The organism is Mycetocola reblochoni REB411 (assembly GCF_900163835.1).
GTDB classification, from domain to species: domain Bacteria; phylum Actinomycetota; class Actinomycetes; order Actinomycetales; family Microbacteriaceae; genus Mycetocola_B; species Mycetocola_B reblochoni.
In genome coordinates this window covers 22,735-47,557 of the sequence record NZ_FUKR01000006.1, presented here as the reverse complement: position 1 = coordinate 47,557, position 24,823 = coordinate 22,735, and the positions used below count along the sequence as shown (strand labels likewise).

Genomic DNA, 24,823 nt, shown 5'->3' with positions numbered 1-24,823 from the left:
CCCGTAACATAAATACACACCCCGTAGTCAGCCGGACGCAATCCAGCGTTCGTTCCTGTGCTACATGAAGTCCTGAGGAGGACCCACAGTGGCTAAGGCCAAGTTCGAGCGGACCAAGCCGCACGTCAACATCGGAACCATCGGTCACGTCGACCACGGTAAGACCACTCTCACCGCGGCGATCTCGAAGGTTCTGGCTGACAAGTACCCGTCTGACACCAACGTTCAGCGCGACTTCGCGACGATCGACTCCGCTCCGGAGGAGCGTCAGCGCGGTATCACCATCAACATCTCGCACGTCGAGTACGAGACCCCGAAGCGTCACTACGCTCACGTTGACGCCCCGGGCCACGCTGACTACATCAAGAACATGATCACTGGTGCCGCTCAGATGGACGGCGCGATCCTCGTGGTCGCCGCCACCGACGGCCCGATGGCTCAGACCCGCGAGCACGTTCTGCTCGCCAAGCAGGTCGGCGTTCCCTACCTGCTCGTCGCGCTGAACAAGTCCGACATGGTCGACGACGAGGAGATCCTGGAGCTCGTCGAGCTCGAGGTCCGCGAGCTGCTCTCCAGCCAGGACTTCGATGGCGACAACGCTCCCGTCGTCCGCGTCTCGGGCCTCAAGGCTCTCGAGGGCGACGAGAAGTGGGTCAACGCCGTTCTCGAGCTCATGGAGGCGGTCGACAACTCGATCCCCGACCCCGTGCGCGACAAGGACAAGCCGTTCCTCATGCCCGTCGAGGACGTCTTCACGATCACCGGTCGTGGAACCGTCGTCACCGGCCGTGCCGAGCGCGGTACCCTCGCGATCAACTCCGAGGTCGAGATCGTCGGCATCCGCCCGACGCAGAAGACCACGGTCACCGGTATCGAGATGTTCCACAAGCAGCTCGACGAGGCATGGGCCGGCGAGAACTGTGGTCTGCTCCTCCGCGGCACCAAGCGCGAGGACGTGGAGCGCGGTCAGGTCGTCGTGAAGCCGGGTTCGGTCACGCCGCACACCGAGTTCGAGGGCACCGCGTACATCCTGTCCAAGGACGAGGGTGGGCGTCACAACCCCTTCTACACGAACTACCGCCCGCAGTTCTACTTCCGCACCACCGACGTCACCGGCGTCATCACGCTGCCCGAGGGCACCGAGATGGTCATGCCCGGCGACACCACCGACATGAGCGTTCAGCTGATCCAGCCGATCGCCATGGAGGAGGGCCTCGGCTTCGCGATCCGTGAGGGTGGCCGCACCGTCGGTGCCGGTACCGTCACCAAGATCAACAAGTAAGTAGCCTTACTGCTGGTTTCACCCGGCCCCGGAGCTCACGCTCCGGGGCCGGGTGTTTTTTCCGTGGCGGGGGCGGTGCCCGCCCGTCGACGTCGTCGCCGACGAATGAGCAGCAGCATCGCGGCACCGATGGCCGCGCCCGCGGTGTTCGCGAGCACGTCGCGCGGATCCCCGGTGCGCCCGGGGAGGAGCAGATCCTGGGTCAGCTCGACTCCGACAGAGAGCAGCAGCGCGGCGACGGGCACGGCGGGCACGAACCGGGGTGGGACGAGCGCGCCCGCGATGGCGGCCGCGGGGAGGTACAGCGCGACGTTGGCGAGCGACTCGACCGTGGCGTAGCCGATCCAGGAGGGCAGCCCGTTCCGGTGCGCGGAGTCGAGCCATCCACCGAGCGGGGCGCGGAGTTCGGCGTCCACGTGCTGCGGCCACAGGCAGATGGCGGCGATCGCGGCCAGGCACAGGACGCCGGCCGCGACGAGCAGCGTCTGCCGGGGGGAACGGCCGCGGCGTAGGGAGGGGGACGGGCCTGGGGTCACGAACCACGAGCCTACGGGGCGGTCGGCGCACGGTGGGGCCACCGCCGGACGTCCTCCGGTGACCGTGGATAAGTCCGCGGACCGTGCCGGTGGGAGGGCATATGCTGTCGCCGTCGCCACCCCCGAACGGGGGACGTCAGCGCGATGTCGCGCATCGGGGGAGCGACCGCCGCATCCAGACGGCTGCGGTGCGTCCAGCCGGCAGAGCCGGCGTACACACAAGGGGGAGACACATGTCTCAGAACTCACACGTCATCCGACGGACCGCGGTTGCCGCGGGCGTCGGCGCGGTACTGGCGATCGGATCGCTCGGCGCGGCGGGGGCGGCCCAGGCCGCTCCGGCGAGCGGGGCGGCGGCCACGCAGGTCCAGACGACCTTCGGCTGGGGCGACCACGGCAAGGGCGACATCGTGTCGTCGATCATCCAGAAGAAGCTCGACTGGATCCACTCCTGGTGCGACTGGTCGAAGCCCACGCCTCCGAGCAGCAGCACCCCGCCGAGCAGCGAGACGCCGCCGAGCAGTGAGACGCCGTCCATCAGCTGACGTCGCTCGCACACGGAGGGGCCCCGTCTCGCTCATCGAGCCGGGGCCCCTCCCGCGTGTCAGCGCCGGCCGCGAGCGACGGTCAGGGGTTCTCCCCCGGGGCCGGGAGCACGCAGATCGCCGCACGGACCCGTGCCGCGGAGGGCGGAGCGGGCAGATCGCTGACGAGACCGTGCGCGCCGAGCCAGCTCGGCTGCGCCGGCTGCGGACCGGTGCCGAGGTAGTCGATCGAGGGGTCACGGCTCAGCCCGGTCCCGAGTGCCTTGAGCGCCGCCTCCGTTCGTGTCCATGCGCGCGCGGTTGCGGTCGGCAGAGCGGCATCGCCGAGCGCGTCCAGCTCGGCGCGCTCCCGCGGGTGCAGGGCGGCCGCCACGTCGCGGGCCGCCGCCACGCCGATGGCCGACTCGATGTCGACGCCGAGCTCCACGCCGCCGGTCGCGACGGCGAGGAGGACGTGGGGGCCGGTGTGGGAGAGCGAGAACGAGGGCGGGTGAGGGCCACAGCCATCGATGCGTGGCTTGCCGTGCTCGCCCGTGGCGAAGCGGAGGTCCTGTGGCCGAACGCCCGTCCGTGCCGAGAGCAGGATTCGCAGCAGCACGTGCGCGGCGCTCCACCGTGCGGCGAGGGCGGGCAGGCGCAGCCGGGCCGCGCGGTGCCGTTCCTCGGCGGAGAGCACGTCGGTTCTCGCGAGCGCCCACTCCTGCAGGCTGTGCCCGAGGGGTGCGGGGGCCCGCTCACACGGTGTTCCGGTAACGGTGACGGCGGCGGCGTCGAGGTCGGCGAGGAAGACGTCGACCCCGTCGATCCCGTCGATCCTGTCGATCCTGTCGATCCCGACGCGCGCAGTGGGCGCCTCGGGCGGCGCGAGCGCACGTGGCCGTGTCGAGGGCCGCGTCGTCGGCTCCGGGGACGTCTCACCCTCCGCGGATGTTCGCTGTCCGGGCATGCGCCCTGCGTCCGGGCGGACGCACTCCGCGGCCGCGGTCAGCGTGAGCAGCGAAGGAATCCCTCCCGCGCAAGCGGGCGGGAGCGGGGACCAGCTGAGCGCTCTCATCGTCGGGCGCCCGAACCGTGTTCGGGCCGGCCTGACCGCTCACGTCCGCCTCGCCCCCGCCGCTCGAGCTGCCCCCGCTTCCGGCGCCGGCCTCGTCGCCCACGACCGCGCTCGCGCCGGCCGGCGCGCAGCAGGATCCAGAGCAGCACGGGGACGCCGAGCACCGCGGTCACGATGCCGACAGGGAGCGGGACCGCGAACGCCCGCGCCGCGATCAGGTCGGACGCCAGCATCATCACCGCCCCCAGCAGCGCGGAGTACGCCAGCGGCGGGCCCTCGGTCCGGAACAGCGCGAGCGCGATCTGCGGGGCCACGAAGGCGACGAAGGGCACCGGTCCGGCAACGGCGGTGACGGCCGAGGCCAGGACGACCGCCAGCCCGAGCAGCACGAGCTGCGCGGCCGACACGCGCACGCCGAGCGCGGCGGCGACGCGGGCGTCGTAGCGGAGCATGCCGAGCGTGCGCGACCCGAGTGCGAGCAGCGTCAGCGCGAGCAGCACGATGAGGGCGACCGGGAGGATCGTCGTCATCCTGGCGTTGTTGAGGCTCCCCGTCAGCCAGACGAGGGAGGTCTGCAGGCCGGGCAGCTCGGCGCGGAGCAGCACCCACGAGGTCAACGCCCCGAAGCCCGCATTGACGCCGAGTCCGACGAGCACGACCCGTCCGGGCTCGAGGCCGCGCCGCCACGCCCCCGCCAGCACGAGGGCGCCCGCGAGCAGCCCGCCGAGCAGTGCGGCCAGGGCGACGGGCATCCCCGCGACGGCCCCCGCGGGGGAGGAGGCGAGGCCGGCCGTGGCGGCGAGGGCGACGACCGCCGCGGTGCTCGCACCGGAGGTGACCCCGATGATGTCGGGGCTGGCGAGCGGGTTGCGCAGCAGCGACTGGGTGACCGCCCCCGCCGCGCCGAGTCCGACGCCGACGAGCACCGCGCCGAGGACGCGGGGCAGACGGAACTCCGCGACGATGTACCCGGCCCCCGCGGTGTCGCGTCCGACGACCGCGTCCACCACGACGGACAGCGGGACCGTCGACTCGCCGGTCGACAGGGACAGCAGCGCGATGCCGAGCCCGACGGCGCCGAGCGCGGCCGCGACGATCAGGCGCCGGGGACGCCGCGTCCGCGTCCGCGTCCGCGTCTGCGTTGGACGGTGCGTCGCTGCGTCGCGGGCGGTCATCGCGTGGCCGCCCGCGCGAGCAGGACGAACACCGGGGCGCCGACCACGGCGACGGCGACGCCCACCGAGAGCTCGCCCGCGGGCGCGGCGATCCGTCCCAGCACGTCCGCGGCGAGCAGCAGGGCGGCACCGCACGGTGCGGCGAGCAGCACGCCGGCGACCGCGGACCCCCGCGCGAGCGCCCTGGCCAGGTGTGCAGACAACAGGCCGACGAACGCGATCGGACCGGCGATCGCGGTCGCGACGGCCGCGAGCAGCACGATGGCGGTCACGCCGACGGCCCTGTCGATGGCGACGTTGCGGCCGAGACCCTCGGCGAGCGCGTCGCCGAGGGTGAGCGACGACCAGGCGGGCAGGTTCAGGAGTGTCAGCACGAGCCCGGCGACGAGCAGCGGTGCCGTGGCGGGCAGCAGCTCGAGCGGGCGGTCGAGCAGGGAGCCGGTCGACCAGCCCTGGAAGGACCGCATGATCGGCTCGTGGGTGAGCAGGATCGCGGTGCTCAGGGCTCCGAGCAGCGCGCTCGTGACCGCACCGGTGAGGATGAGCGTCGTCAGCTGCCCGAAGGCGCGGACGCGCGCGGCGATCACCAGGACGACCGCCCCGGCGGCGAGCCCGCCGAGCAGCGCGAGCCACACCGCCGCGACGGGGGAGGTGAGCCCGAGGAACGCCATCCCCGCCACCACGGCCAGCCCCGCACCCGAGGTGACGCCGAGCAGCCCGGGGTCGGCGAGCGGGTTGCGGGTGTGCACCTGGGCGAGCGCCCCGGCGAGTCCGAGGCACGCCCCCGTGACCAGGCCGAGCACGGTGCGTGGCAGACGAAGGCCCCACACGATCGCCGTGTCCGCGGCGGGTGCCGTGTCGGGGGAGGCCAGGGCCGACGCCACGGCGTCGAGCGGGAGCGGGTGGGTGCCGACGGCGATGCTGGCGGCGGTCGCGGCGACGAGCAGGAGCACGAGCGCCGACCACAGAAGCAGTCGTCGTCTGGGCCGATCCGCCCGCGCGCCCGGTCGGGTGGCGGTGCGCGCGGACGTCGCCGCCGCGCCGGAGCCGGTCATCGTCGGGCGCCGGTCACGGCGGACGTCCGGGGCGGGCTCGCCGGGGTGTCGTCGCGTCGAGTGCCGTCGCGCCCGACGTCGCATCCGGTGTCGGCGCGTCCGGTGTCGCCGCGTCCAGCGTCGGCGAGTCCGGCGGGGGCGAGCAGGCGGCCCAGCGCGGGGAGCCAGCTCCGGTCGGTGCGGATGGCATCGTGATCGCCCGCGAGCCGGAGCGTCGTCACGGCCGCCGTGCTCCGCTGCGCCCAGCCCTCCGTCGCGCCGATCGGCACGGCGGGGTCGGCGTCCCCGGCGAGGACGAGGACGGGGATCGTCAGCGGTGCCGGATCGACCGGTCCGGGGTCGGCGGAGACGAGCAGGTCGGCCCGCAGGGCGTCGGCGACGAGCGCGGCCAGCTCGGGGTGCTCGCGCACGACCCGCGGGGTGCCGCCGAGCGTCAGCAGCCAGTCCAGCAGCTCGTCGTCGGTGGCCGACCGCGGGTCAGGAGCCGTGTGCGGGACCGTGTCCGCCGCGCGCGCCGACAGCACGAGGGCGTCCGGGGTCCTGCCGTGCTCGCGCAGCCGCAGGCCGCACTCGTAGGCCAGCTGCGCGCCGAGGCTGTGACCGAGCAGCACCACGGGGCTGCCCGGAGCGAGGACGCGGAGGATCGCGTCGACGGCCTCGTCGACCAGCGCGGCCCTCCCGGTCGCGGCGGGCTCACCCGTCCTGCTCTCACGCCCGGGGTACTGGACGGCGAAGACGGACGGCACGGCCGTCGTCCCCGTCCTGCCCATCGTCGGCTCGTCCCCCGCGGACCCGGCGATCGCCTCGGGGAGGAAACGGTAGAACGACGCCCCCGCCCCGGCCGGGGGGAAGCAGACCACCGCGGCGGCGTGCGCCCCCGCCCCCGGCCCCGACGCCGACAGCGCCCGCAGCGCCGGTGACGCCGTCGGTCCGAGCCCGGTCACGAGGCGTCGCCGGGGGTCTCGTCCTCGTCGTCGTCCTGGTGGTGGTCCAGGTTGGCCACGCCGCGGCGCCAGTACCCGTCGACGTCCCAGTGGTCGCGGTCGAAACCGGTCGACTTGATGAATCGCCGGGCCGGCTTGATGCTCAGCGCCTCGCCGGCGACCCAGACGAAGCCGTCGAGGTCGGGGTAGTCGTGGGCGATGACCGCATCGGACAGCCGCGTGCTCGGGGACGCCGGGTCCGAGCGGTGCAGCCACACCACGGTCAGCTCGGCCTCGGTGGGCAGCGGGATGTGCGATGCCTCGTCGTCGACCTCGACGTACGCCGTGACGGGCACGCCGGGCCTCAGGCCCTCCACCCAGCGGGCGAGCGCGGGCAGGGCGGTCTCGTCGGCGGCGAGCACGTACCAGGGGAAGACGTCCGCGATGACGTGCGCCCCGCGCGGGCCGAGCGCGCCGATCCGGTCGCCGGGGGCGGCGTCGATGGCCCAGCGCCCGGCGACGCCGTGGTCGTGCAGCACGAAGTCGACGTCCAGGCGACGGGTGTCGCGGTCGAACCAGCGGATCGTGTAGTCGCGGAACGTCAGGCCGCGCGGCGACCAGCGGCCGTTCGCCATCGAGGGGAGCACGGGAGCGCCCGCCTCGTCGACGTCGAAGAACAGCTTGACGTGGTCCTCGGGCCCGGCCGTCGGGAAGCCGTCGAAGTCGTCGTCGGAGCTGAACCGGATCCGCACCAGCGTGGGGGACAGAGCGGCGACCTCCTCGACGGTGAGGGTCCGCGGCTTCAGCTCGAACCAGAACGCGGAGCTGAACTCGCCGTCGGTGTCGGGTGTCTCACCGGTCCAGCAGCGGCCGCGGGGTGCCTCGGGGATGATGGGGTTGCGTGTCATCGTGTGGTGTCCTCTTCCGGGTCGTGACGGTGGTTTCTGACGGGGGCCCGCAGCAGCGTCGCCGCGGTGAGGGCCGCGGCGAGGAACCCCCCGAGCGCGATGGCCGGTCCGGGGCCGACCGCGCGGGCGAGTAGGGCGAGCAGCGGACCGCCCAGGGTGTCTCCCACCGTGGCCTGAGCCTGCCACAGACCGGTGATGCGGCCGCGGAGGTGGTCCGGCGTGCGCGCGGACAGGATCGTGAATCGGACGATCTCGCCGACCACGTCGCCCGCGCCCGCGAGGGCGAGCAGGAGAACGGCCGCCCAGAGCCAGGAGCTGAGGCCGAGCGCGCCGATGCAGACGGCCGAGGCGGCGAAGACGACCACCGCCGTCGTCGCGAGCCGTCGCACCCGGGTGATCCAGCCGGAGGCGAGCCCGGCGACGAGCGCCCCGACCGCCGGGGCGGCGTAGAGAAGGCCGATCTCGGTCGTGCCCCCGCCGAGGCGGGTCGTGACGAACTCGGGGATGAGCGCGAACGGCGAGGCCAGCAGGATCTGGATGAAGCCGATCAGCAGCACGGTGCCGACGACCCGGTCGCCGCGCGAGAAGCGCCAGGCCTGGGCCGTCTGCTGTCCGAGACGGTGCAGGCCCGCCGTGGCGAGGGCCCGGATCGAGCGCCGCCGGCCCGGCGTGACGGGGGCGTCGTCCGCGTCGTCGTGGCGCGGCGGCAGCGGGGGGAGCCGGAACAGCACCAGCCATGATCCGACGGCGAGGGCGAGCACCAGCCAGTAGACGGTGGCGATGTCGGCCGAGGCGATGAGCGCGCCCGCGAGCACGGGGGCGAGCGCGGAGCCGATGTCGATGCTCAGTGCCATGACGGCCCCCGTCGACGGCAGGTCCTTCCGGTCGACCACCGCGGGGACGGCCGCCCCGAACGCGGCGGCGCCCGCCGACGCGACCGCGGCGTCGACGGCGGTGATCAGGTAGATCCAGGGCAGGGTCGCGCCGGGGAGCATGGCGTTGACGGCGAGCGCGGCGAAGCCGAGGGCGGCGACGCCGCGGGCCACGAGGATCACGGTCCTGCGGTCGACGCGGTCGGCGACGGCACCGCCGATGAACGATCCCGCGACGGAGCAGACCCCCAGCACGGAGGTGACCAGGGCGATCTGCAGCGACGAGCCGGTGAGCTCGAAGACCTGGATGGAGACCGTCACCGACAGCATCGACAGCCCGAAGACCGCCACGAGCCGGCCGATGAACAGGGTGCGGAAGATCGGGTTGGAGCGCAGCAGCCCGACGTCGATCCCCCACTCGGCGAGGAAGCTACGCATCGACGACCGGGGTGATGTCCGCCCAGTTGTCATCGATCCAGGCGAGGACCTCGTCCCTGGCGCCCGGGCCGTGCACCACGGTCCAGCCGCCGGGGACCGGGGCGAACTCCGGCCAGAGGCTGTGCTGGCCGGCGGGGTTGACGAGGGCGAGGAAGGTTCCCGTCTGATCGTCGAAGGGGTTCATGACTCTCCTGTGGTCGTGGTCGTGGTCGTGGTGGTGGTCGTTTTGTCGTGTGGAGGGGTGGGGGCCGGGGAGGAGCGCGGTGCGTCCCCGGCGGTGTCGGCGTCCTCGTGGGCGAGCAGCCGCATGAGCTGCTCGGCCCCGGAGGGCGTGGTGAACGAGTCGTGGTCGACGTCGAGCCGCAGTGTGCGAAGCGTGGACCCGACCGACGCCGCGAGCCCCGACCACCCGCGCTCGGCGAGGTCCAGCTCCGCCGTGGTGGTGCCGATCGTCGCCGAGACGAGCGCGGTCTCGGCGCGCGGAGGGCGCGCGGGGAGACCGGCGAGCAGCCGGCTGTTGACGGCGAAGCAGTCGAGCATCGCCTCCAGCTCCTGCTCGCTGAACGTCGCGAACACCCCGGCGCCCTCGGCCAGGTGCGCCAGCACCTCGCGACGCCGGTACGGGGGTGTGAGCCACTCCGGCGGTTCGGAGCCCGAGGCGCGGACGAGGAAGGCGAGGGCCTCCTGCTCCGCGGCGGGCTCGTGCCTCTGGCCGTCCGTCAGCGCCGTATCGGACGTGCCCCCGGCGTCGGGGGCGGCCGCGGCCTCGGCGGTCGACGGCGGGCCAGGGTCCAGCAGCACGGCCGAGGTCACGAAGACGCCGCGATCGGCCAGGGCCGCCTCCAGGTGACCGAGGAGGTGCGCGCCGAACGACCAGCCGACCAGTCGCAGCCCGCCGTCACCCCTGGCGTGGCGCGTGCCCTCGTCCACCGCGGCGGCGAGCGGCCCGACGAGCTGTGCTGCGGTGGCCGGCACGCCGTCCGGCCAGCCGCTCAGGCCGGGGGACTGGAGCGCCCACGCGGCGGGGGCACCCGGCAGACGGGCGGCGAGGGTGCTGAACGACCAGCCCAGACCGAGGGCACCGTGGACGAAGACCGTTGGCATCGCTGCGGCGGCGCCGGAGCGGTGCGCACGGCCGGGACGACCGCCCGCGCCACCCGTCCCGAGCGGGAGCAGCACGGCGTGCGGGTCGGCGGCGGTGCCGACCCGTCCCGCCAAAGCCCGCGGGGTGGCGGCGGCCATGACCGCGCCGACGGAGACGCGTCTGCCGGTGCTCGCCGTCGCCAGGCTCGCCGCCCTCATGGCGGTGAGCGAGTGCCCGCCGAGGGCGAACAGGTCGTCCTCCGCTCCGACCTCGTCCACGCCGAGCGCGGAGGCGAAGGCGTCGCACAGCTGCTGCTCGAGCGGTGTCCTGGCCGGGACCCGCGCGCCCGTGCCGAGCTCCGGCTCGGGCAGGGCGCGGACGTCCAGCTTGGAGTTCACCGTCAGCGGCAGGGCGTCCAGCGTGACCACGGCGGAGGGGACGAGGTGCTCGGGGACCTGCGCGCGCAGCTCCGAGCGCAGCCGATCGGCCAGCTCTCCGGCGCCGGGGTCGCCGGGGTCGCCGGGGTCGGTGGCGGAGGGGACCACGTAGGCGACGAGGACGCTTCCGCCCGACGGCGCGGTCCTGGCCACGACCGCGCACGAGGCCACGAGCGCGGACCGGGCGACGAGCGCCTGGACCTGGCCGGGCTCGACCCGGTGGCCGCGGATCTTCACCTGGTCGTCCCCGCGGCCGACGAAGTCGAGCTGGCCGTTCGGGCGCTGGACGACGACATCGCCGGTGCGGTACATCCGCGCGCCCTCGGGGCCGAAGGGGCAGGCGACGAAGCGCTCGGCCGTCAGGCCCGGTCTGCCGCGGTAGCCGTGCGCCAGGCCGATCCCCGTCACCCACAGCTCGCCGGGCACGCCGACGGCGACGGGGTGCAGGGAGGAGTCGAGCACGTGCACCTCGGTGCGGTCGATGGGCCGTCCCACGATGGGGGTGGGGGAGTCCTCCGTGCCGCCGCCAAGGGTGTTGATCGTGTACTCGGTCGGCCCGTACAGGTTGTACCCGACCACGCCGGGGGCGTCGCGGAGCGTCTCCCAGAGCCCGGACGTCACGGCCTCGCCCCCGAGCAGCACGAGGCGGGGGCTGTGCCCGCGCAGCAGCCCGGCCTCCACGAGGACCTGGCCGAGCGACGGCGTCACGTTGACCACGTCGACCCGGTGATGCTCGAGCGCGGCGACCATGAGTGCGGGGTCGTGGCGGGTGTCCTCGTCCAGGACCAGGACGGTGTGCCCGTCGACCAGCCAGAGCAGCTCCTCCCACGACATGTCGAAGGCGAAGGACACGGCGTGCGCCACAGTGAACGGCGTCGACGGGTCGGCGCCGGCCGGCTCGAAGATCCGCCTGCGGTGGTTGTCGAGCATGTTGACCAGCCCCGCGTGGGCTATCTGGACGGCCTTCGGGGCGCCCGTCGACCCGCTGGTGTGGATGACGTAGGCGAGGTCGTCGTGGCGGTAGCCGGGGTGCAGCTCGTCCGCGGTCGTGGCGGACGGCGGGGCCGTCACCTCGGCCGCCGCGGGGACGGCGACGACGGGGACGCTCGCGTCGGCCGCGTCCCCGGCCGCGAGCACGCAGCGCACCCCCGCACCGCTGAGCAGCGCCGCCCGGTGCGCGGCGGGGTGGGACTGGTCGACGGGGACGTAGGCGGCCCCGCGCGCGAGGACGCCGAGGATCGCCACCACGGTCGCCGAGCCCCGCGGCAGGTCGATGCCGACGAGCTGCCCCGCGCTGACGCCCGCGTCGCCGAGTGCCGTCGCCGTGTCGACGATGCCGGTCCACAGCTGCGCGTAGCTGAGCGGTCCGTCGGCGTCGATGAGCGCGATGCGGTCCGGGTGGGCCCGCGCGGAGCGCTCGAGGAGGGCGATGAGCGACTCGGGCCCGAGCGACTCGGGCCCGAGCGTCCCGGAACCGCGTCGCACGTCCGCGACCGGCTCCGGCCACGCCCTGATCGAGCCGACGGGGGCCTTGTGGTCGTCGGTCATGGCCGCGAGGGTCCGGCCCAGGGCCGCGACGATGCGCTCGGCGTCGGCGGCCGAGAACGCGTCCTCCCTATAGCTGAGGGTGAGGCGGGTGTCGCGGCCGGGGTGGACGATCGCGGTGAGCGGGTAGTGGGTGGCGTCGCCGCCCTCCAGCTCCGTGAGGCCGGTCGCGGCGGAGAGCGCGTCCAGCCCCTCGTCGTCCTCCGGGGTGTTGCGCATGACGTAGAGGGTGTCGAACAGCGGCCCGACGCCGACCGCCTGCTGGATCGCGCCGAGCCCTACGTGGTGGGCGTCGAGCACGGCCGCCTGCATCCGCTGGCTCTCGACGAGCAGCTCGGCGACGCTGCGGTGCGGCAGGACCCTGACCCGTTGGGGGACGGTGTTGAGGAAGAGGCCGACCATCCGCTCCACGCCGGGGAGCTCGGCCGGGCGGCCGGACACCGTCGTCCCGAACAGCACGTCGTCTGACCCGGTGAGCGCCCGCAGCACCAGGCCCCAGGCGGTCGAGTACACGGTCGACACGGACACGGCGCAGCGCCGCGCGAGTGCGTCGACGGCCGCGGTCAGCCGCGGGCCGAGGTCCCGCTCGACGACCCCGGGCAGCACCGTGTCGGACGACGCGCTCTCCGCGACGAGCGTCCCGCCGCGGACCCCGTCCATCGCGGTCCGCCAGCTCCGGGCTGCCGCCTCCGTGTCGCGCGCGCCGAGCCAGCCGAGGTAGTCGCGGAACGACGGCGGCGGAGGAAGCGTCTCGTCCCTGCCCCCGGCGGCCAGGTGGGCGAGCAGCTCGGTGACCAGCAGCGCGTCCGACCAGCCGTCGAACAGGATGTGGTGGTTGGTCACGACGAGCATCGAGGAGGGTGCGCCGTCGCGCTCCGGCAGCCGGACGTCCACGAAGCGGATCAGCGGCGGCCGGTCCATCACGAAGCGGGTCTGGCGTTCCCTGCGCTGGATGCGGTCGAGGGCCGGCTCGACCTCGTCGGGGCGGAGGCCGCGCAGGTCCTCGACGACCAGGGGCAGACGCACCGTGGCGGGGACGAACTGCACGGGCCGCTCGGCCACCGCGGTGGTGAAGCCCGCGCGCAGCACCTCGTGTCGTTCCAGCAGTGCCGCGCAGGCGCGGGCGACGACATCGCTGCCCGGTGCGGGCGTGAAGCGGTAGCTGGACTGCATCGTGTACACGTCGAGCGCGGAGTCGTCGCCGAGGGCGTGGAAGAGCAGCCCCTCCTGGAGCGGGGCGAGCGGCCAGAGCTGCACGGCGGGAGTGGTCGTCATGGTGTTCCTCCGTCGTTGTCGTCGTTCGTCGTCGTGCCGCCGGAGCTGCCGAACCCGCTGAGGTCGCTGAGCCCGCCGAGCCCCTCGATGCCCGCCAGCAGGGCGCCGAGGGCCTGCGCGCCCGCATCGTCGAGCCGGATGCCGGGGTCGGCCGGCGCGGGCGGCGTGGCCGGCTCCGCCGCGAGCGGACGCAGCTGCGCCGCCATCCGCTCCGCCGTCGGGTGCCCGAACACGATCGCGGGTGTCAGCTCCCAGCCGCGGGACCGCACGGCGGTGACGAGGGCGATGGCCGTGAGCGAGTCGCCGCCGAGGGAGAAGAAGTCCTCCGTCGGCCTCACGGACAGCCCCATCGTCTCGGTCATCGCGTCGAGGACGGCGTCGAGGGCGCCCGGCGCGGGTTCGGCCGCCACGCGGGGCGCGGCACCGTCCGGCGCCGTCCCCCCGGGACCGCCCCGTTCCCCGTCGAGCGCCCGCTGCGCCTCGGCGGTGAGGGCCGCGCTCGCCGCGTCGACGAGGACCGCGGGGTCGGTGCCCGCTGAGGAGCGGGCCAAGGCGGAGACCGCCGCGTCGACGGCCGCGAGCACGCTTCTGGCGGCCTCGGTGCTGAACAGCCCCGAGGCGTGGTCGAGGCGCAGCGAGCCGACGGTGTGCCGGGACGCCCCCGGAACGGAGTGCCCCGTGACGGAGGCCGCTGCCACCGAGCCCGGGCCCGAGCCCGAGGCGAGCGCGCGGTCGCCCTCGGCCTCCCGGCGCGTCGGCGCGAGCTCGACCGTGAGGCACAGCGGGTAGTGGGTGTCGTCCTCGCCGGACACCTCGACGAGGTGCACGCCGGGGGCGAGGTCGGCCCCGGCCGGCGACGGGTAGTTCTCGACGACGAGAAGGGTGTCGAACAGGACCGCCTCGCCCCTGGCGCGGGCGAGCCTGGTCAGCGGGGCGTCGACGACGGTCTGCGCGAGCCGGGTCGTCGCGCTCAGCGAGCCGACCGTGTCCGTCAGCGTCGGGGCATCGAGGGCCGCGGCGATCGGCACGGTGCCGAGCAGCATGCCGATCGTGTCGGTGCTCGCCTCCGAGCGGCCGGAGACCACCTGGCCTCCGACCACCCGGGACCGGCCGGACAGGGCGGCCAGCACGCTCAGCCAGGCCAGGGACACCGCCTCGGCCGCGGAGAGCCCGTGAGTGCTCGCCGCCAGCGCGAGGTCGGCGCTGATCGCTGCCTCGGCGGCCACGTGCTCGCCCTCCGCCGCCGGGACGAGCGCGCCGCCGGCGGCCACAGGCAGCACGCGCTCCCACTCCTCGGCGGCCTGCGCGGCGGGACGTGCCGATCCGGTGCGCGTCAGCACGAGGTCGGCGAGGCCGCCCCGCCACGCGGAGGGGCCGGGGGGAGCGTCCCCTCGGGCCAGCTCCGCGCGGTAGTGGGCGAACAGCCTGTCGACGACGCGGGGGACGGACCAGCCGTCGAGCACGAGGTGGTGGTCGGCGAGCACCAGCCGGTGCCGCCGCGGCGACTCCCGTACGAGCGCCCAGCGCAGCAGCGGGTCGCCGAGCACGTCCAGCGGTGACGACAGCCAGGCCTCCGCCTCGGCGGCGTCGAGGACGCGCAGCCGGACGGCTGACGTCGTGGCCGAGGTCAGCACGTGTCCGCGCCCCTCCGCGACGAGGCGCATCCGGAGTGCGGGCTCGGCGGCGGCCAGCCGGTCGACCGCCGCGCGGAGCGCGTCGGCGTCGAGCGGCCCGTCGAGCACGAGCTCGGTCCTGGCCAGGTAGCGGCCGTGGGGGTCGGTGATGCTCTCGAGCGCGATGCCGGTCTGCGCGGGGCTGAGCGGCCAGACACCGTCGACGCCCTCCGCGGCGAGGGCCGCGAGCCGCCGTCCGCTGAGGCCGACGAGGTCGAGGGGCGTGCCGGCCGCGGTCCGTGCGGCGTCGACAACGGTGTTCGCGTCGGCACCCGAGTCCGCCCCGGCGACCGCCGGGGGCCGGGCGCGGTCGGGCGTCCGCCCCGCCAGAGCGTGCAGGGCCGTGACGGTCGCGGCGATGTGCTCCTCCACCTCGGCGTCGGACACGGTGTCGTCCGCGCACTGCCAATGCAGGACCAGCTCGCCACCGGACAGGCCCGCGTTCAGCTCCCAGGCGTGTGAGGCCCGCAGCGAGCCGCCGAGGCCGAGCGCGTCCTCCAGCTCTGCCGCATCGTCGACCACGTCCCACGCGGAGGAGGGGCCGGGGTCCGCCCGTCCCTCCGAGCCGAGGTAGTTGACCAGGAGCTCCGGGGTCCGCGGCGGCCGCACGTCGCACAGCGCGATGGGGTCGGCGAGGCGGCGGACCGCGGCCGCCGCCGCGGCGCACGCGGCAAGGTGCGACCCCTGGTCCGCGCCCGCCGGGCCGGGGAGCGTGAGCGCCCACGTCGAGGTGAACCAGCCGACGGTCCCGGCGAGGTCGACGTCGTCCCTGGCGTCGCCCGTCGCGTCGAGCGGCCGCCCGTGGCCCTCGAACTCGACGGTGAGCGGCCGACCGGCTGCCCGTGCGGCCGCGGCGGCGAGCAGGACGTCCAGGGGGAGCGCCCGATCCGTGCGGGCGAGCAGCGCCCCGGTCGCCTCGGCACCGATGGCGACGGTCAGGCGCCTGGCCTGTGCGACCGTCGACAGCGCCGGAGCATCCGCCCCTGCCCCCGCCGCCGGCTCCTGAGCCGCGGCGCCAGGGATCGGGGCATCGCCCGAGTGCGCGGCGTGCTCCTCCCACTGGGCGGCATCGGCCCCGGCCAGCACGGCGGCGATCCCCTCGGCCTGCGGTCGCCGTGCCTCACCGGCCAGCGCGAGCGCGTGTGCCGCGGCCGTGAACGACGGCGCGGCCCGGAGCGGGCGGCCCTCGCTCAGCTCGCGCAGCTCCGCGAGCAGGATCGGCCACGACACGGCGTCGACACCGAGGTGGTGGGCGATGAGCAGGAGGCGATCTCCGTCGAGACGCACCCCGGCGAGCAGGCGACCGCGGCGCGGGTCGAGCCGTCCGGCCGCGGCACGGGCGGTCGCGAGCGGGTCGTCCGCACCGGTTCCGTCGACGAGGAGCCCCCGCCCTCCGGCTGCGGCCGGCTCGGCGATCCGCACCGTCTCCCCGCCGTCGATGAGCCGGAGCCGGAGTGCCTCGTGCCGGGCGACGAGCTCGTCCAGGGCACGGGCGAGCCGGGAGTTCGGGATTCCTGTGGGCAGCGCGACGACGCGCAACTGGACGAACGGGTCGTCGGAGTCGCCCACGTGGTCGCGATACCAGCGCAGCGCGGGGGTGAGCGGGAGCGGCTCCGCATTCCCGCCGTGAGCCGGCGGCGAGCCGGCAGGGGGCAACGCGACAGGCGTCGACGCGGCGGCGATGCCCGCCGCCGTCCGGCCGCGGAACACCGCGGCGACGGCGGCGTCGTGGCCCGCCCGGCGCAGCGCCCCGACCAGTGCCATGACGAGGATCGAGTCGCCGCCGAGATCGAAGAAGTCGTCGTGCGCGCCGACCTCGCCGACGCCGAGCACCGCGGCCATGACCCGGCGCACCTCGTCGAGCGGAGCCGAACCCTCCTCCGCCGCCTCGGGGAGGGCGGCGGGTGCGGCAGGGGCGGCGTCACCGGGGCCCGGCGGTGTCCCGAGCTGCCGCGGGGTCGTCACCGTGATCGGGGGCAGCGTGACGCCGAGGAGCGAGGCCAGCCGTCGCGCGAACGCGGACACCAGCTCCGCGGCCGTGTCGTCGTCGGCGCCCGCGTGGTCCAGCTCCACCTCGTAGTTCGTGCCCGTCGGGCCGTGTCCGAGCGTCAGGGTGACGGGGAAGCCGGAGGCGTCCTCGCCGCGCACGGGGACGACCGACACCGCGGCGGTCTCGCCCGGGTCCGGCCGTCCCCGCGCCGCCCGCGGTTCGGCCTCGACCACGACGAGCGAGTCGTACCGGGTCCCCGTCTCCGCGGCGATCGCCGCAGGCCCGAGGTGGGCGGCCTCCTCCGTGGCCGCCGTCTCCGCGACGATCGCGGCGAACAGCTCCGGTGCCGGCGGCGTCGTGTCGACGGCCATCGGCCGGGTGGTGAGGAAGGCACCGACGGCATCCTCGACGCCGTCGAGCGGGACGCCCCTTCCCGCCGCGGTGAGGCCGAACACGATGCGGCCGCGACCCGTGCGCTCGGCGAGGGTCAGCGCCCACGCAGCCTGCACGGCGGTGGCCGTCGTCACCCCCGCCGAGCGGCAGGCCGAGCCGAGAGCCGCGGTGGCCGCCGCGCCGGGGGTCCAGCGCGCGATCCGGCGTTCTGCCGTGCCCGGAGCCGCACCCGCGTCGCGGGACGGGGCGAGCAGCGTCACGGGCCCGTCGGAGGGGAACCGCTCGCGCCACAGCCGCCGCCAGGCGTCGTCGTCCTGCGCGTCGAGCCAGGCCAGATAGTCCAGCCACACCCGCTCGGGTGCGAGGGGCAGGCCGCCGAGCGCGCGGGCGAGCTCGGCGGCGAGGAGCGGGGTCGTCCAGCCGTCGGCGAGGAGATGGTGCAGGCCGAGAGCGAGCTCGACGCGCACGGAGCCGTCGGGACCGGTCAGCCGCAGCCAGACCGCGACGCTCAGCCGGCCGGCCGCGAGGTCCTGTTCGGACAGTGCGAGCGCGAGCGCCCGTGTCCTGGCCGCCTCGGCGTCCTGCTCGGACGCCTCGACGACGTGGTGCACGGTCGTCGACCGGTCGATCACGACGGCTGAGGGGAGGTCGGCGGCGCCCTGGACCGCCACCACCCGGAGTGCGGGGTGGGCGAGGACGACGGCATCCCACGCCGTCGCCAGCGCCGCGGCGTCGGTGTCGGGGCCGAGACCGTCCACCCGGAGCAGCGTCGCCGTCCGGTAGGGGTCGTCGCCGCCCGCGCGCATGCCCGTGACGTAGATCCCGGTGGCGGAGCCGCCGAGCGGCTGGACCTCCTCGACGCCCGCGCCGTCGGGCAGGCCCGCGGCGATCTCTGCGGGAAGTGCCGAGCCGGGCGCACCAGCGGACCAGGGGTGAGCCGTCCTCGGGGGGTCGCCTGCGCGGCGGCCGGGGACGGCGGCGTCCCCGCTGGAGCGGGTGTCTGTGTCTGTGCCCGTGACGGCGTCGGCGTCGGAGCCCCCGTTCCGCGCGTCGGCCCGGCCGGCGGCGACCGCGAGGGGGGAGCCGTCGAGGAGGGCGGACGGAGCGAGGGTCCAGCCCTCCCGCCGCAGGGCGGCGCACACCCGGATCGCCGAGATCGAGTCCCCGCCGAGCGCGAGCAGGCTGCTGCCCGCATCGGCGGTGCCGAGGACGTGCTCGGTCGCCCGGAGCAGCGCCGCCGTGGCGCCGGACGTCGCCGCCGGAGCGGTACCCGTGCCGTCCGGCCACGGCCGCCGCTGATCCGTCGTCTGCGGCGTCGCCCGCTCCTCCGCCCAGACCGGTCGGGGCAGGGCGCGGACGTCGAGCTTGCCGTTGCTCGTGACGGAGAAGCCGTCGACCGCGAGGACGCTGGTCGGGACGAGGTGGGGCGAGAGCCGCGCCGTCAGTGCCTCACGCAGCGCGGCCGGCGCCGCGGCGACCGCCTCGCCCTCCGCGGTGGGTGCGGGCACCACCCAGCCGACCAGGCGCGCACCCCCGCGGGGGTGCGCCAGCGCCGCGACGTGAGCCTGGGCGACGCCGGGCAGGGCACTGAGCGCTGCGGCCACCTCCCCCGGCTCGATCCGGAAGCCGTTGAGGGCGATCTGCTCGTCGCTGCGCCCGAGCAGGGCCAGCGACCCGTCCTCGTCGAGCCAGGCCCTGTCGCCCGTCCGGTAGAGGCGTTCGCCACCGTCCCCGGCGACGAACCGCTCGGCGGTGAGCGCCGCTCGTCCCTGGTAGCCGTGGGCGAGCTGGTCCCCGCCGAGGTAGAGCTCGCCCTCCGTCCCCGGAGCCACGGGCCGGAGCCAGTCGTCGAGCACGCGCGCCGTCGTCGCGCCGACCGGCCGTCCCACGCGCGGCTCGTCCGAGTCGGCGACGTCGGCCAGGAGGGCGTCGACGGCGTTCTCCGTGGGGCCGTACAGGTTGAGCACGCGTGCCGCGGGGCCGCCGTACCGCCGCTGCGCCGCAGCGAGCGACCCCATCCGCCGCCAGAGCTCGGGAGGGAACGCCTCGCCGCCCGCGACGCAGACGGCCGGCAACCGCCGGATCGTCCCCGCGGCGAGGTGCGACGACCACACGGCCGGGCCGATGTCGAGGTAGTCGATCCGCTCCCGCTCAAGCAGCAGTGCGAGCGCACGCGGGTCGAGCAGGACGGCGGTGTCGACGAGTCGGACCGTGCGGCCGTCGAACAGCCCGAGCAGGGCGTCCCAGTGCGCGTCGAAGTGCAGCGCGTTGGTGTGGGCGAGCACCCGGACCCTGTCGTTCCAGAGCCGCGTGCGGTGGTGGTCGAGCAGAGCGGCCATGGCCCGGTGCGGCACGGCGACGGGCTTCGGGCGCCCGGTGGAGCCGGAGGTCAGCACGATGAACGCGGTGTCGCCTCCGCGGACGGGGTGGGGCGCGGGCGGGGCGCCCTCCGGGGCCGTGGCACCGTGGTCCCCGCGCCGGTGCAGGCCGTCGGTGTCGATGAGGAGGGCGGCGTCCAGCTCGTCCAGGGTCTCGTCCAGGAGCCGTGGCGGCATCGCCGGGTCCAGGACGAGGCACCGCAGCCCGGCGCTCACCGCCGCGAGGAGCGTGATCACCGCGGCGGCCGTCCGCGGCAGCTGGAGCGCGACGAGGGGCCGGCGCTCGCCGCGGCCCGCGTCGGCGTTCCCCGCGGAGGACGTGGCGGCCAGCAGCCGTCCGGCGGTCTCGGCGATCGCGGCGGACAGCTCGGCCGCGGTGTAGCTGCCCTCATCGGTGACCAGCGCGGTCGCCGACGGTGCGGCGGCCAGCGCCGTCGCCAGCGCCTCGGGCAGGAGCGGAGCCGTGGCGGCGTCGCCGGGGCCGTCGGCCGCCGCCGACGTCCTGGCGAGGACGGCGTCCTCCGGCAGCCGCAGGTCGAGCGCGCTCAGCGGCGTCGTCGGCGCGTCCGCGAGGGCGCGCAGCAGCACGGTGATCGCGTGGACGAGCCGCCGGGCCGACCGGGGGGCGAGCCGTTCGTCGGCGTCGACCCGCACGGCGACGGTCGGACCGTCCCCTCCGGCGGTTCGCAGCACGGTCGTCGCCTCGACGGGGTAGTGGGTCGTGTCCTCCACGCGGAGCAGCCGCAGCGTGGCCGTCTCCCCGTCGTCGTAGGCGACCGGTGAGGACACGGGCCCGGCGTCGACCTCGTGCGCGTACAGCACGCGCGACGGGTCGGCGATCCCCAGCGCGCCGAGGATCCCGGACAGGCCGACGTGGTGGTGGTCCAGCCCCGCCGCCCACGCGGCCGCGTGCTCGGCGAGCGCGTCCCCGAGCGCACCGGGGCGGCAGGGATGCCCGGCGATCACCGAGTCCGTGAACAGGCCGGGCGTGTTCTCCACCCCCGGCAGCCGCGGGTCCCTGCCGTGCACGGGCGTGACCAGCGGGGTTCCCTGCGCGCCGGAGAGCCAGTCGACCGCGAGCGCCACGGCGCCACGGAGCACGTCGGCGACGGTGAGCCCGCTCTCCTCCGCGCGGGCGGTGATGCGGGCTGTGAGACGAGGGTCGAGGACCTCCTCCGCGGTCGTCCTCGCGGTGGGCGGTTGCGGGGCCGTCGCCGTGCCGGCGCCGTCCGCCCCCGGCAGCTCCAGCCAGCGCGGGACGCTCAGCCGCGTGAGGTGGCCGAGCGCGTCGCGCCAGTGCTCCGCGGCGGCCGCGCGGTCCGCGCCCTGCAGGAGCTGCAGGTGCGCGGCGTAGTCGCAGCTCGCCGGGGCCGGCCCGGGAACGTCCGAGGACAGCCGCCCCAGCTCGGCGACGATCAGCGGAACGGACCAGGCGTCCAGCACGGCGTGATGCGCGACGAGGACGATGCGGCCGCGTGCACCGGTGGTGAGGAGATGCCAGCGCAGTGCAGGGGGGTCGCTCAGCTCGACGGGATCGAGGGCCCAGGCCTCGGCGATGCCCTCCGCCCTCCGGTCGAGCTCGGCGTCGTCGACGTCCCCGTCCAGCACGGTCGTGCTCACTCGGGGGGCCACCGCGGTCACGAACTGGGTCGGCTCGACGTCGGCCGTCACGAGGAAGCCGGCGTTCAGCTGCGGGTAGGCCTCGTGCAGGGCGGTGACGGCGCGGGTGAAGCGTTCGGGGCGCAGCGGCCCGTCGACGGCGATCACGGTCCGGCCGAGGTAGGCCGTGGGGGAGGCGAGCAGGCCCCGCTGCAGCGGGGTGGTCGGCCAGAGGAGGGGGGTGGTCATCCGTCGAGTCGTCCTTCCGGTCGTGTCGTCCGTGAGCGCAGCAGGGCGGTCACCGCGGCGAGCGCGCCCGGGTCGGTGAGCAGCTCGGCACCGCCGGGGGCAGTCCCTTCCGGCTCCGCCTCGGCCGCGGGTCGCGCCGTGGTGCACGCCTCGGCGATCCGGGCCAGCGTCCGCCGGGTGAAGATGTCGGACACGCTCGTGGCCCAGCCGCCCTCCCTCAGCAGGGAGACGAGGCGGATCGCTCGGATCGAGTCCCCGCCGAGGCGGAAGAAGTCGGCGTCGGCACCCGGAGGGTCGATGTCGAGCACCGTGGCGAACGCGGCCGCGACGGCACGCTCGGCGGCGGTACCGGCCGCCCTGCCCGTCTCGCTCCGCGCGGGGCGGGGCAGCGCGGCGACGTCGATCTTCCCCGTCGGAGTCAGAGGGAACGTCGTCAGGGGCACGATCGCGGCGGGGAGCAGGTGGCCGGGCAGCACGGCGGAGGCGGCGTCGAGGAGCGGCTCGGCACGGGCAGCGTCGCCGTCCGTGCCGGCTCCCGCGTCGCCGTCGACACGGACCCAGGCGAGCAGCCTGCTGTCGTCCGCGCGCACGAGCGCCTGGCGCACCCCGTCGAGCCGTTCGAGCGCGGCCTCGACCTCGCCCGGCTCGATCCGGTAGCCGCGCACCTTGAGCTGGTCGTCGCTCCTGCCCTCGTAGACGAGGTGCCCGCTCGGCAGCATCCGCACGACGTCCCCCGTCCGGTACAGGCGCGAGCCGTCGGTGCTCAGCGGGTGGGCGACGAAGCGCTCCGCGGTCCGTGAGGGCAGACCGAGGTAGCCCGCCGCCAGCTGCTCGCCCGCCAGGTAGAGCTCGCCCCTGGCCCCGTGCGGGCAGGGCAGGAGCCAGGAGTCGAGCACGATCGCGCTCGTGCCCTCGACGGCGCGGCCGATGGCCGAGCCGCCGCTGTGAGCTGCGACGGCGGCGCTCGCCGTGTCGTCGGGGTCCGTGGAGACGAGCCGGGTGGCGTCGACCGTCGACTCGGTGGGGCCGTAGTAGTTCTGGGCCCTGATCGGCCGCCCGTCGGAGGTGCGCGCGGCGCGGAGGCGCTCCCAGAGGGCCGGGGGGCAGGCCTCGCCGCCGACGTTGATCTGGGTGAGGCTGTGCCCGTCCGCGAGCAGGCCGTCGTCGATGAGGGCCGCGACGACCGTGGGCGTCGAGTCGATCGCGGTCGCGCGCGTGCGCCGGATCTCCTGCACGCAGGCGCGCGGGTCCTGGGCGACGGCATGGTCGACGAGGACGACGCCGTGCCCCCAGCTGAGGGCGCTGAGCATGTCCCAGGAGCCGTCGAACACGAGCGGGAGCGTGAGCGCCGACCGGTGCTCCGCGTGGCCGTCGCCTCCGGGGAGGGGCCTGCCCCACATGTGGCTGCCGTAGCTGTGCAGGTGGCGGGCGAGGCCGGCCTGGGTGATGGCGACCGGCTTCGGCGCTCCCGTGGACCCCGAGGTGTGGATCACGTAGGCGAGCGCGTCGTCGGGGATCGCCCGGAGCCGGTCGCGCAGGGCCTGCTCCGCGGCGTCGTCGAGGGGAGCGCTCGCGGCGAGCCAGCGCGCGGCGCGCGCGGGGGTGAGGACGATCGGCGCGGCATCGTCCGGGGCCGCGGCCGTCAGGTGGGCGGTGATCGCCGCGGTCCGGCTCGCCGGCCAGGCGGGGTCGACGGGCACCCCGGGCCGGGCGGAGGCCGCCGCGGCGAGGTACCACGCCAGGCCGTCGGCGTCGCGGGGCAGGCCGAGGACGACGGGCTGGCCGACGGCGGCCCTGGTGCAGAGGACCGCCATCCGCGTGCGGACCTCGGCGTGCAGGCGGGCATGCGTCCAGAGCTGCTCGCCGTGGAGGAGGGCCGCCCGGTCGGGGTGGTCGGCGGCCGCGGCGCTGAGGCGTTCGTGCAGCCGCGGGGCGGGCGGCTGGGGCGCGGGCCCGCCGGGGCTGACCGAGACGCCGCTGCCGGTGCCGGTGCCGCTGCCGGTGCCGGTGCTGGAACGGGAACCGGCGGCGGTGAGCCGGGCGCTGGCGATGCGGGCGGCGGCTGCGGCGAGGGGCTCCCCCTCGGCGGCGTCGACGAGCGAGGCCACGCCGTCGACGACGAGGTCGGCGACGGCGCGCAGCGCCTCCCGCGAGCTCCCCTCCGGGGCGCGGAGGTGCAGCTGCAGCCCCGCCTCGTCGGCGAGGACGGAGATCGACACGTCGTCGACCGGGCCCTCGGCGACGGGGATCACGCGGCTGCTCAGCCCCTCCACCCGCGGCGGCGCCTCGAAGAGCTTGACGTTCAGCTCCGTGCCGGTCGCCGTCGTCCCCTCGGCGAGGTGGCCGTGCAGGGTCATCAGCTCCTCGGCGCGGTATCGTCCGTGCCGGCGCAGCAGGCGCCGTGCGGCGGCGACCTCGGCGAGCAGGGCGCGCGCGTCCGCCCCCCTGTCCACGGTCAGGGCGAGCGGGAGGACGTTGACCGTGCAGCTGGGCGCCCCGGCCGCGGCACCGGTGCGGTTCATCAGCGGAACGCCGAGCACGACGCGGCTCGCGCCCGACCACCGTGACAGCGCGATCGCGTGCGCGGCGGCGAGGACGTCGACGAAGGTCGTGCCGGTGCGCTCGGCGAGCTCCTCCGGCCCCGCCCCCAGGTGCAGGACGAGCGGTTCGGCGTGCGCGGGTGGGGCCGAGGGGTCGCGGGGGAGTTGGAACGAGTGCACCGCCTCCGCGGCGGGGCGGGCCGTGGCCCAGTGCCGCCTGTCCTCCTCGGCCCGCGTGGAGGAGGCGTAGGCGGCCTCGAGCGCGACGACCTCGGCGGGGTCGGTCCAGGGGCGGGGCAGCTCGCCCTCGCCGCGGAGGTAGCGGTACGCGCTGAGGAAGCGCCGGAGCACGGCGTGCACGCCGTAGCCGTCGAGCAGGACGTGGTGCACGACGAGCGACACGGCTGCCTCGTCGTCGGACAGCAGCCACAGCCGCAGCCGGGCGAGGCAGTCGGCATCCGGCGCGAGCGGGGTGGAGGCGTCGGTGCGGGCGGCGGCCAGTGCGAGCGCCAGGGCGTCGTTGTCGCCCCTGACGTCATGGACCTCCAGGGTCACCCCGTTCCCCGGCACGAGCCGTGCGGCGTCCCCCTCCCCGGCACCGGACACCCGGAACCCCAGCCAGGGCGTCTCGGCGAGCACGCCGAGGATCGCACTGCGCAGCTCGCCGTGCGGCTCCTGCCCCGGCGCGCCCGCGGGGAGACCGGCCAGGTGCAGCACGTCGCCGACGACGAAGTCGGTGGACGAGGGGTCGACCAGGCAGGCCGCCACGATCCCGCGCTGCGAGCCGGTGAGCGGAAGCGGCGCGGGCTCCGCGGGCAGCACCGCGGGGATGCGCACGGCCGGGTTCCGGGTGGAGGGGGAGGGGGTCATCG

Annotated in this window: 13 protein-coding genes; 2 read left to right on the top strand and 11 right to left on the bottom strand. The window is 75.6% G+C overall.

The genetic code is table 11. The features are described from left to right. Positions 1-88: 88 nt before the first annotated feature. Positions 89-1,282: an elongation factor Tu gene (gene tuf, locus FM119_RS01015; protein WP_087135838.1), complete on the top strand. Its 1,194-nt coding sequence runs from the start codon at positions 89-91 to the stop codon at positions 1,280-1,282. A gap of 35 nt (positions 1,283-1,317) precedes the next feature. Here tuf and FM119_RS01010 read toward each other — a convergent pair whose 3' ends face one another. After that, the gene (locus tag FM119_RS01010; RefSeq protein ID WP_121657525.1) at positions 1,318-1,818 is read right to left on the bottom strand and encodes a VanZ family protein; all 501 of its coding nucleotides are present in this window, start codon (positions 1,816-1,818) and stop codon (positions 1,318-1,320) included. A 233-nt stretch (positions 1,819-2,051) separates the two neighbouring features. On the opposite strand from FM119_RS01010, the gene FM119_RS13445 reads away from it, so the two are divergent. After that, on the top strand, positions 2,052-2,363 hold the full coding sequence (locus tag FM119_RS13445; protein ID WP_143822588.1) for a hypothetical protein: 312 nt from the start codon (positions 2,052-2,054) through the stop codon (positions 2,361-2,363). Positions 2,364-2,445: 82 nt separating this feature from the next. On the opposite strand, the gene FM119_RS01000 is transcribed toward FM119_RS13445, so the two are convergent. The 10 genes from FM119_RS01000 to FM119_RS00955 form a co-directional block, all read right to left on the bottom strand. After that, positions 2,446-3,309, bottom strand: a complete 864-nt coding sequence (locus FM119_RS01000; protein ID WP_121657526.1) for a 4'-phosphopantetheinyl transferase family protein — start codon at positions 3,307-3,309, stop codon at positions 2,446-2,448. Between the two features lie 104 nt (positions 3,310-3,413). Next, complete coding sequence (locus tag FM119_RS00995) at positions 3,414-4,592, bottom strand: FecCD family ABC transporter permease (protein WP_087135834.1); 1,179 nt, start codon at positions 4,590-4,592, stop codon at positions 3,414-3,416. After that, positions 4,589-5,647 (bottom strand): FecCD family ABC transporter permease, encoded by a 1,059-nt coding sequence (locus FM119_RS00990; protein ID WP_087135833.1) that lies wholly within the window; start codon positions 5,645-5,647, stop codon positions 4,589-4,591. Before FM119_RS00990 ends, FM119_RS00995 begins: the two co-directional genes overlap by 4 nt. Further along, on the bottom strand, positions 5,644-6,591 hold the full coding sequence (locus tag FM119_RS00985; RefSeq protein WP_179205144.1) for a thioesterase II family protein: 948 nt from the start codon (positions 6,589-6,591) through the stop codon (positions 5,644-5,646). Before FM119_RS00985 ends, FM119_RS00990 begins: the two co-directional genes overlap by 4 nt. Then, positions 6,588-7,478 carry a siderophore-interacting protein gene (locus tag FM119_RS00980; protein WP_087135831.1) on the bottom strand — a complete coding sequence of 297 codons (891 nt, stop codon included), beginning with the start codon at positions 7,476-7,478 and terminating at the stop codon, positions 6,588-6,590. Before FM119_RS00980 ends, FM119_RS00985 begins: the two co-directional genes overlap by 4 nt. Next, a complete protein-coding gene (locus FM119_RS00975; RefSeq protein ID WP_179205143.1) occupies positions 7,475-8,788 on the bottom strand; it encodes an MFS transporter in 1,314 nt (437 codons plus the stop codon). The genes FM119_RS00980 and FM119_RS00975 overlap by 4 nt, the downstream gene beginning before the upstream one ends. After that, positions 8,781-8,972 (bottom strand): MbtH family protein, encoded by a 192-nt coding sequence (locus tag FM119_RS00970; RefSeq protein ID WP_087135829.1) that lies wholly within the window; start codon positions 8,970-8,972, stop codon positions 8,781-8,783. The genes FM119_RS00975 and FM119_RS00970 overlap by 8 nt, the downstream gene beginning before the upstream one ends. Continuing rightward, entirely contained in the window at positions 8,969-13,129 is a 4,161-nt protein-coding gene (locus tag FM119_RS00965; RefSeq protein WP_087135828.1) for a non-ribosomal peptide synthetase, read from the bottom strand. Before FM119_RS00965 ends, FM119_RS00970 begins: the two co-directional genes overlap by 4 nt. Beyond that, entirely contained in the window at positions 13,126-21,411 is an 8,286-nt protein-coding gene (locus tag FM119_RS00960; RefSeq protein WP_087135827.1) for a condensation domain-containing protein, read from the bottom strand. The genes FM119_RS00965 and FM119_RS00960 overlap by 4 nt, the downstream gene beginning before the upstream one ends. Beyond that, a complete protein-coding gene (locus tag FM119_RS00955; RefSeq protein WP_087135826.1) occupies positions 21,408-24,821 on the bottom strand; it encodes an AMP-binding protein in 3,414 nt (1,137 codons plus the stop codon). The genes FM119_RS00960 and FM119_RS00955 overlap by 4 nt, the downstream gene beginning before the upstream one ends. Positions 24,822-24,823 lie beyond the last annotated feature (2 nt).

What these genes read in the sequence shown, in the direction of transcription:
- FM119_RS00970 (WP_087135829.1), bottom strand. Translation starts at nt 8,972, where the DNA reads ATGAACCCCTTCGACGATCAGACGGGAACCTTCCTCGCCCTCGTCAAC.
- FM119_RS01000 (WP_121657526.1), bottom strand. Translation starts at nt 3,309, where the DNA reads ATGCCCGGACAGCGAACATCCGCGGAGGGTGAGACGTCCCCGGAGCCG.
- FM119_RS13445 (WP_143822588.1), top strand. Translation starts at nt 2,052, where the DNA reads ATGTCTCAGAACTCACACGTCATCCGACGGACCGCGGTTGCCGCGGGC.
- FM119_RS00965 (WP_087135828.1), bottom strand. Translation starts at nt 13,129, where the DNA reads ATGACGACCACTCCCGCCGTGCAGCTCTGGCCGCTCGCCCCGCTCCAG.
- FM119_RS00980 (WP_087135831.1), bottom strand. Translation starts at nt 7,478, where the DNA reads ATGACACGCAACCCCATCATCCCCGAGGCACCCCGCGGCCGCTGCTGG.
- FM119_RS00975 (WP_179205143.1), bottom strand. Translation starts at nt 8,788, where the DNA reads ATGCGTAGCTTCCTCGCCGAGTGGGGGATCGACGTCGGGCTGCTGCGC.
- FM119_RS00990 (WP_087135833.1), bottom strand. Translation starts at nt 5,647, where the DNA reads ATGACCGGCTCCGGCGCGGCGGCGACGTCCGCGCGCACCGCCACCCGA.
- FM119_RS00955 (WP_087135826.1), bottom strand. Translation starts at nt 24,821, where the DNA reads ATGACCCCCTCCCCCTCCACCCGGAACCCGGCCGTGCGCATCCCCGCG.
- FM119_RS00995 (WP_087135834.1), bottom strand. Translation starts at nt 4,592, where the DNA reads ATGACCGCCCGCGACGCAGCGACGCACCGTCCAACGCAGACGCGGACG.
- FM119_RS00960 (WP_087135827.1), bottom strand. Translation starts at nt 21,411, where the DNA reads ATGACCACCCCCCTCCTCTGGCCGACCACCCCGCTGCAGCGGGGCCTG.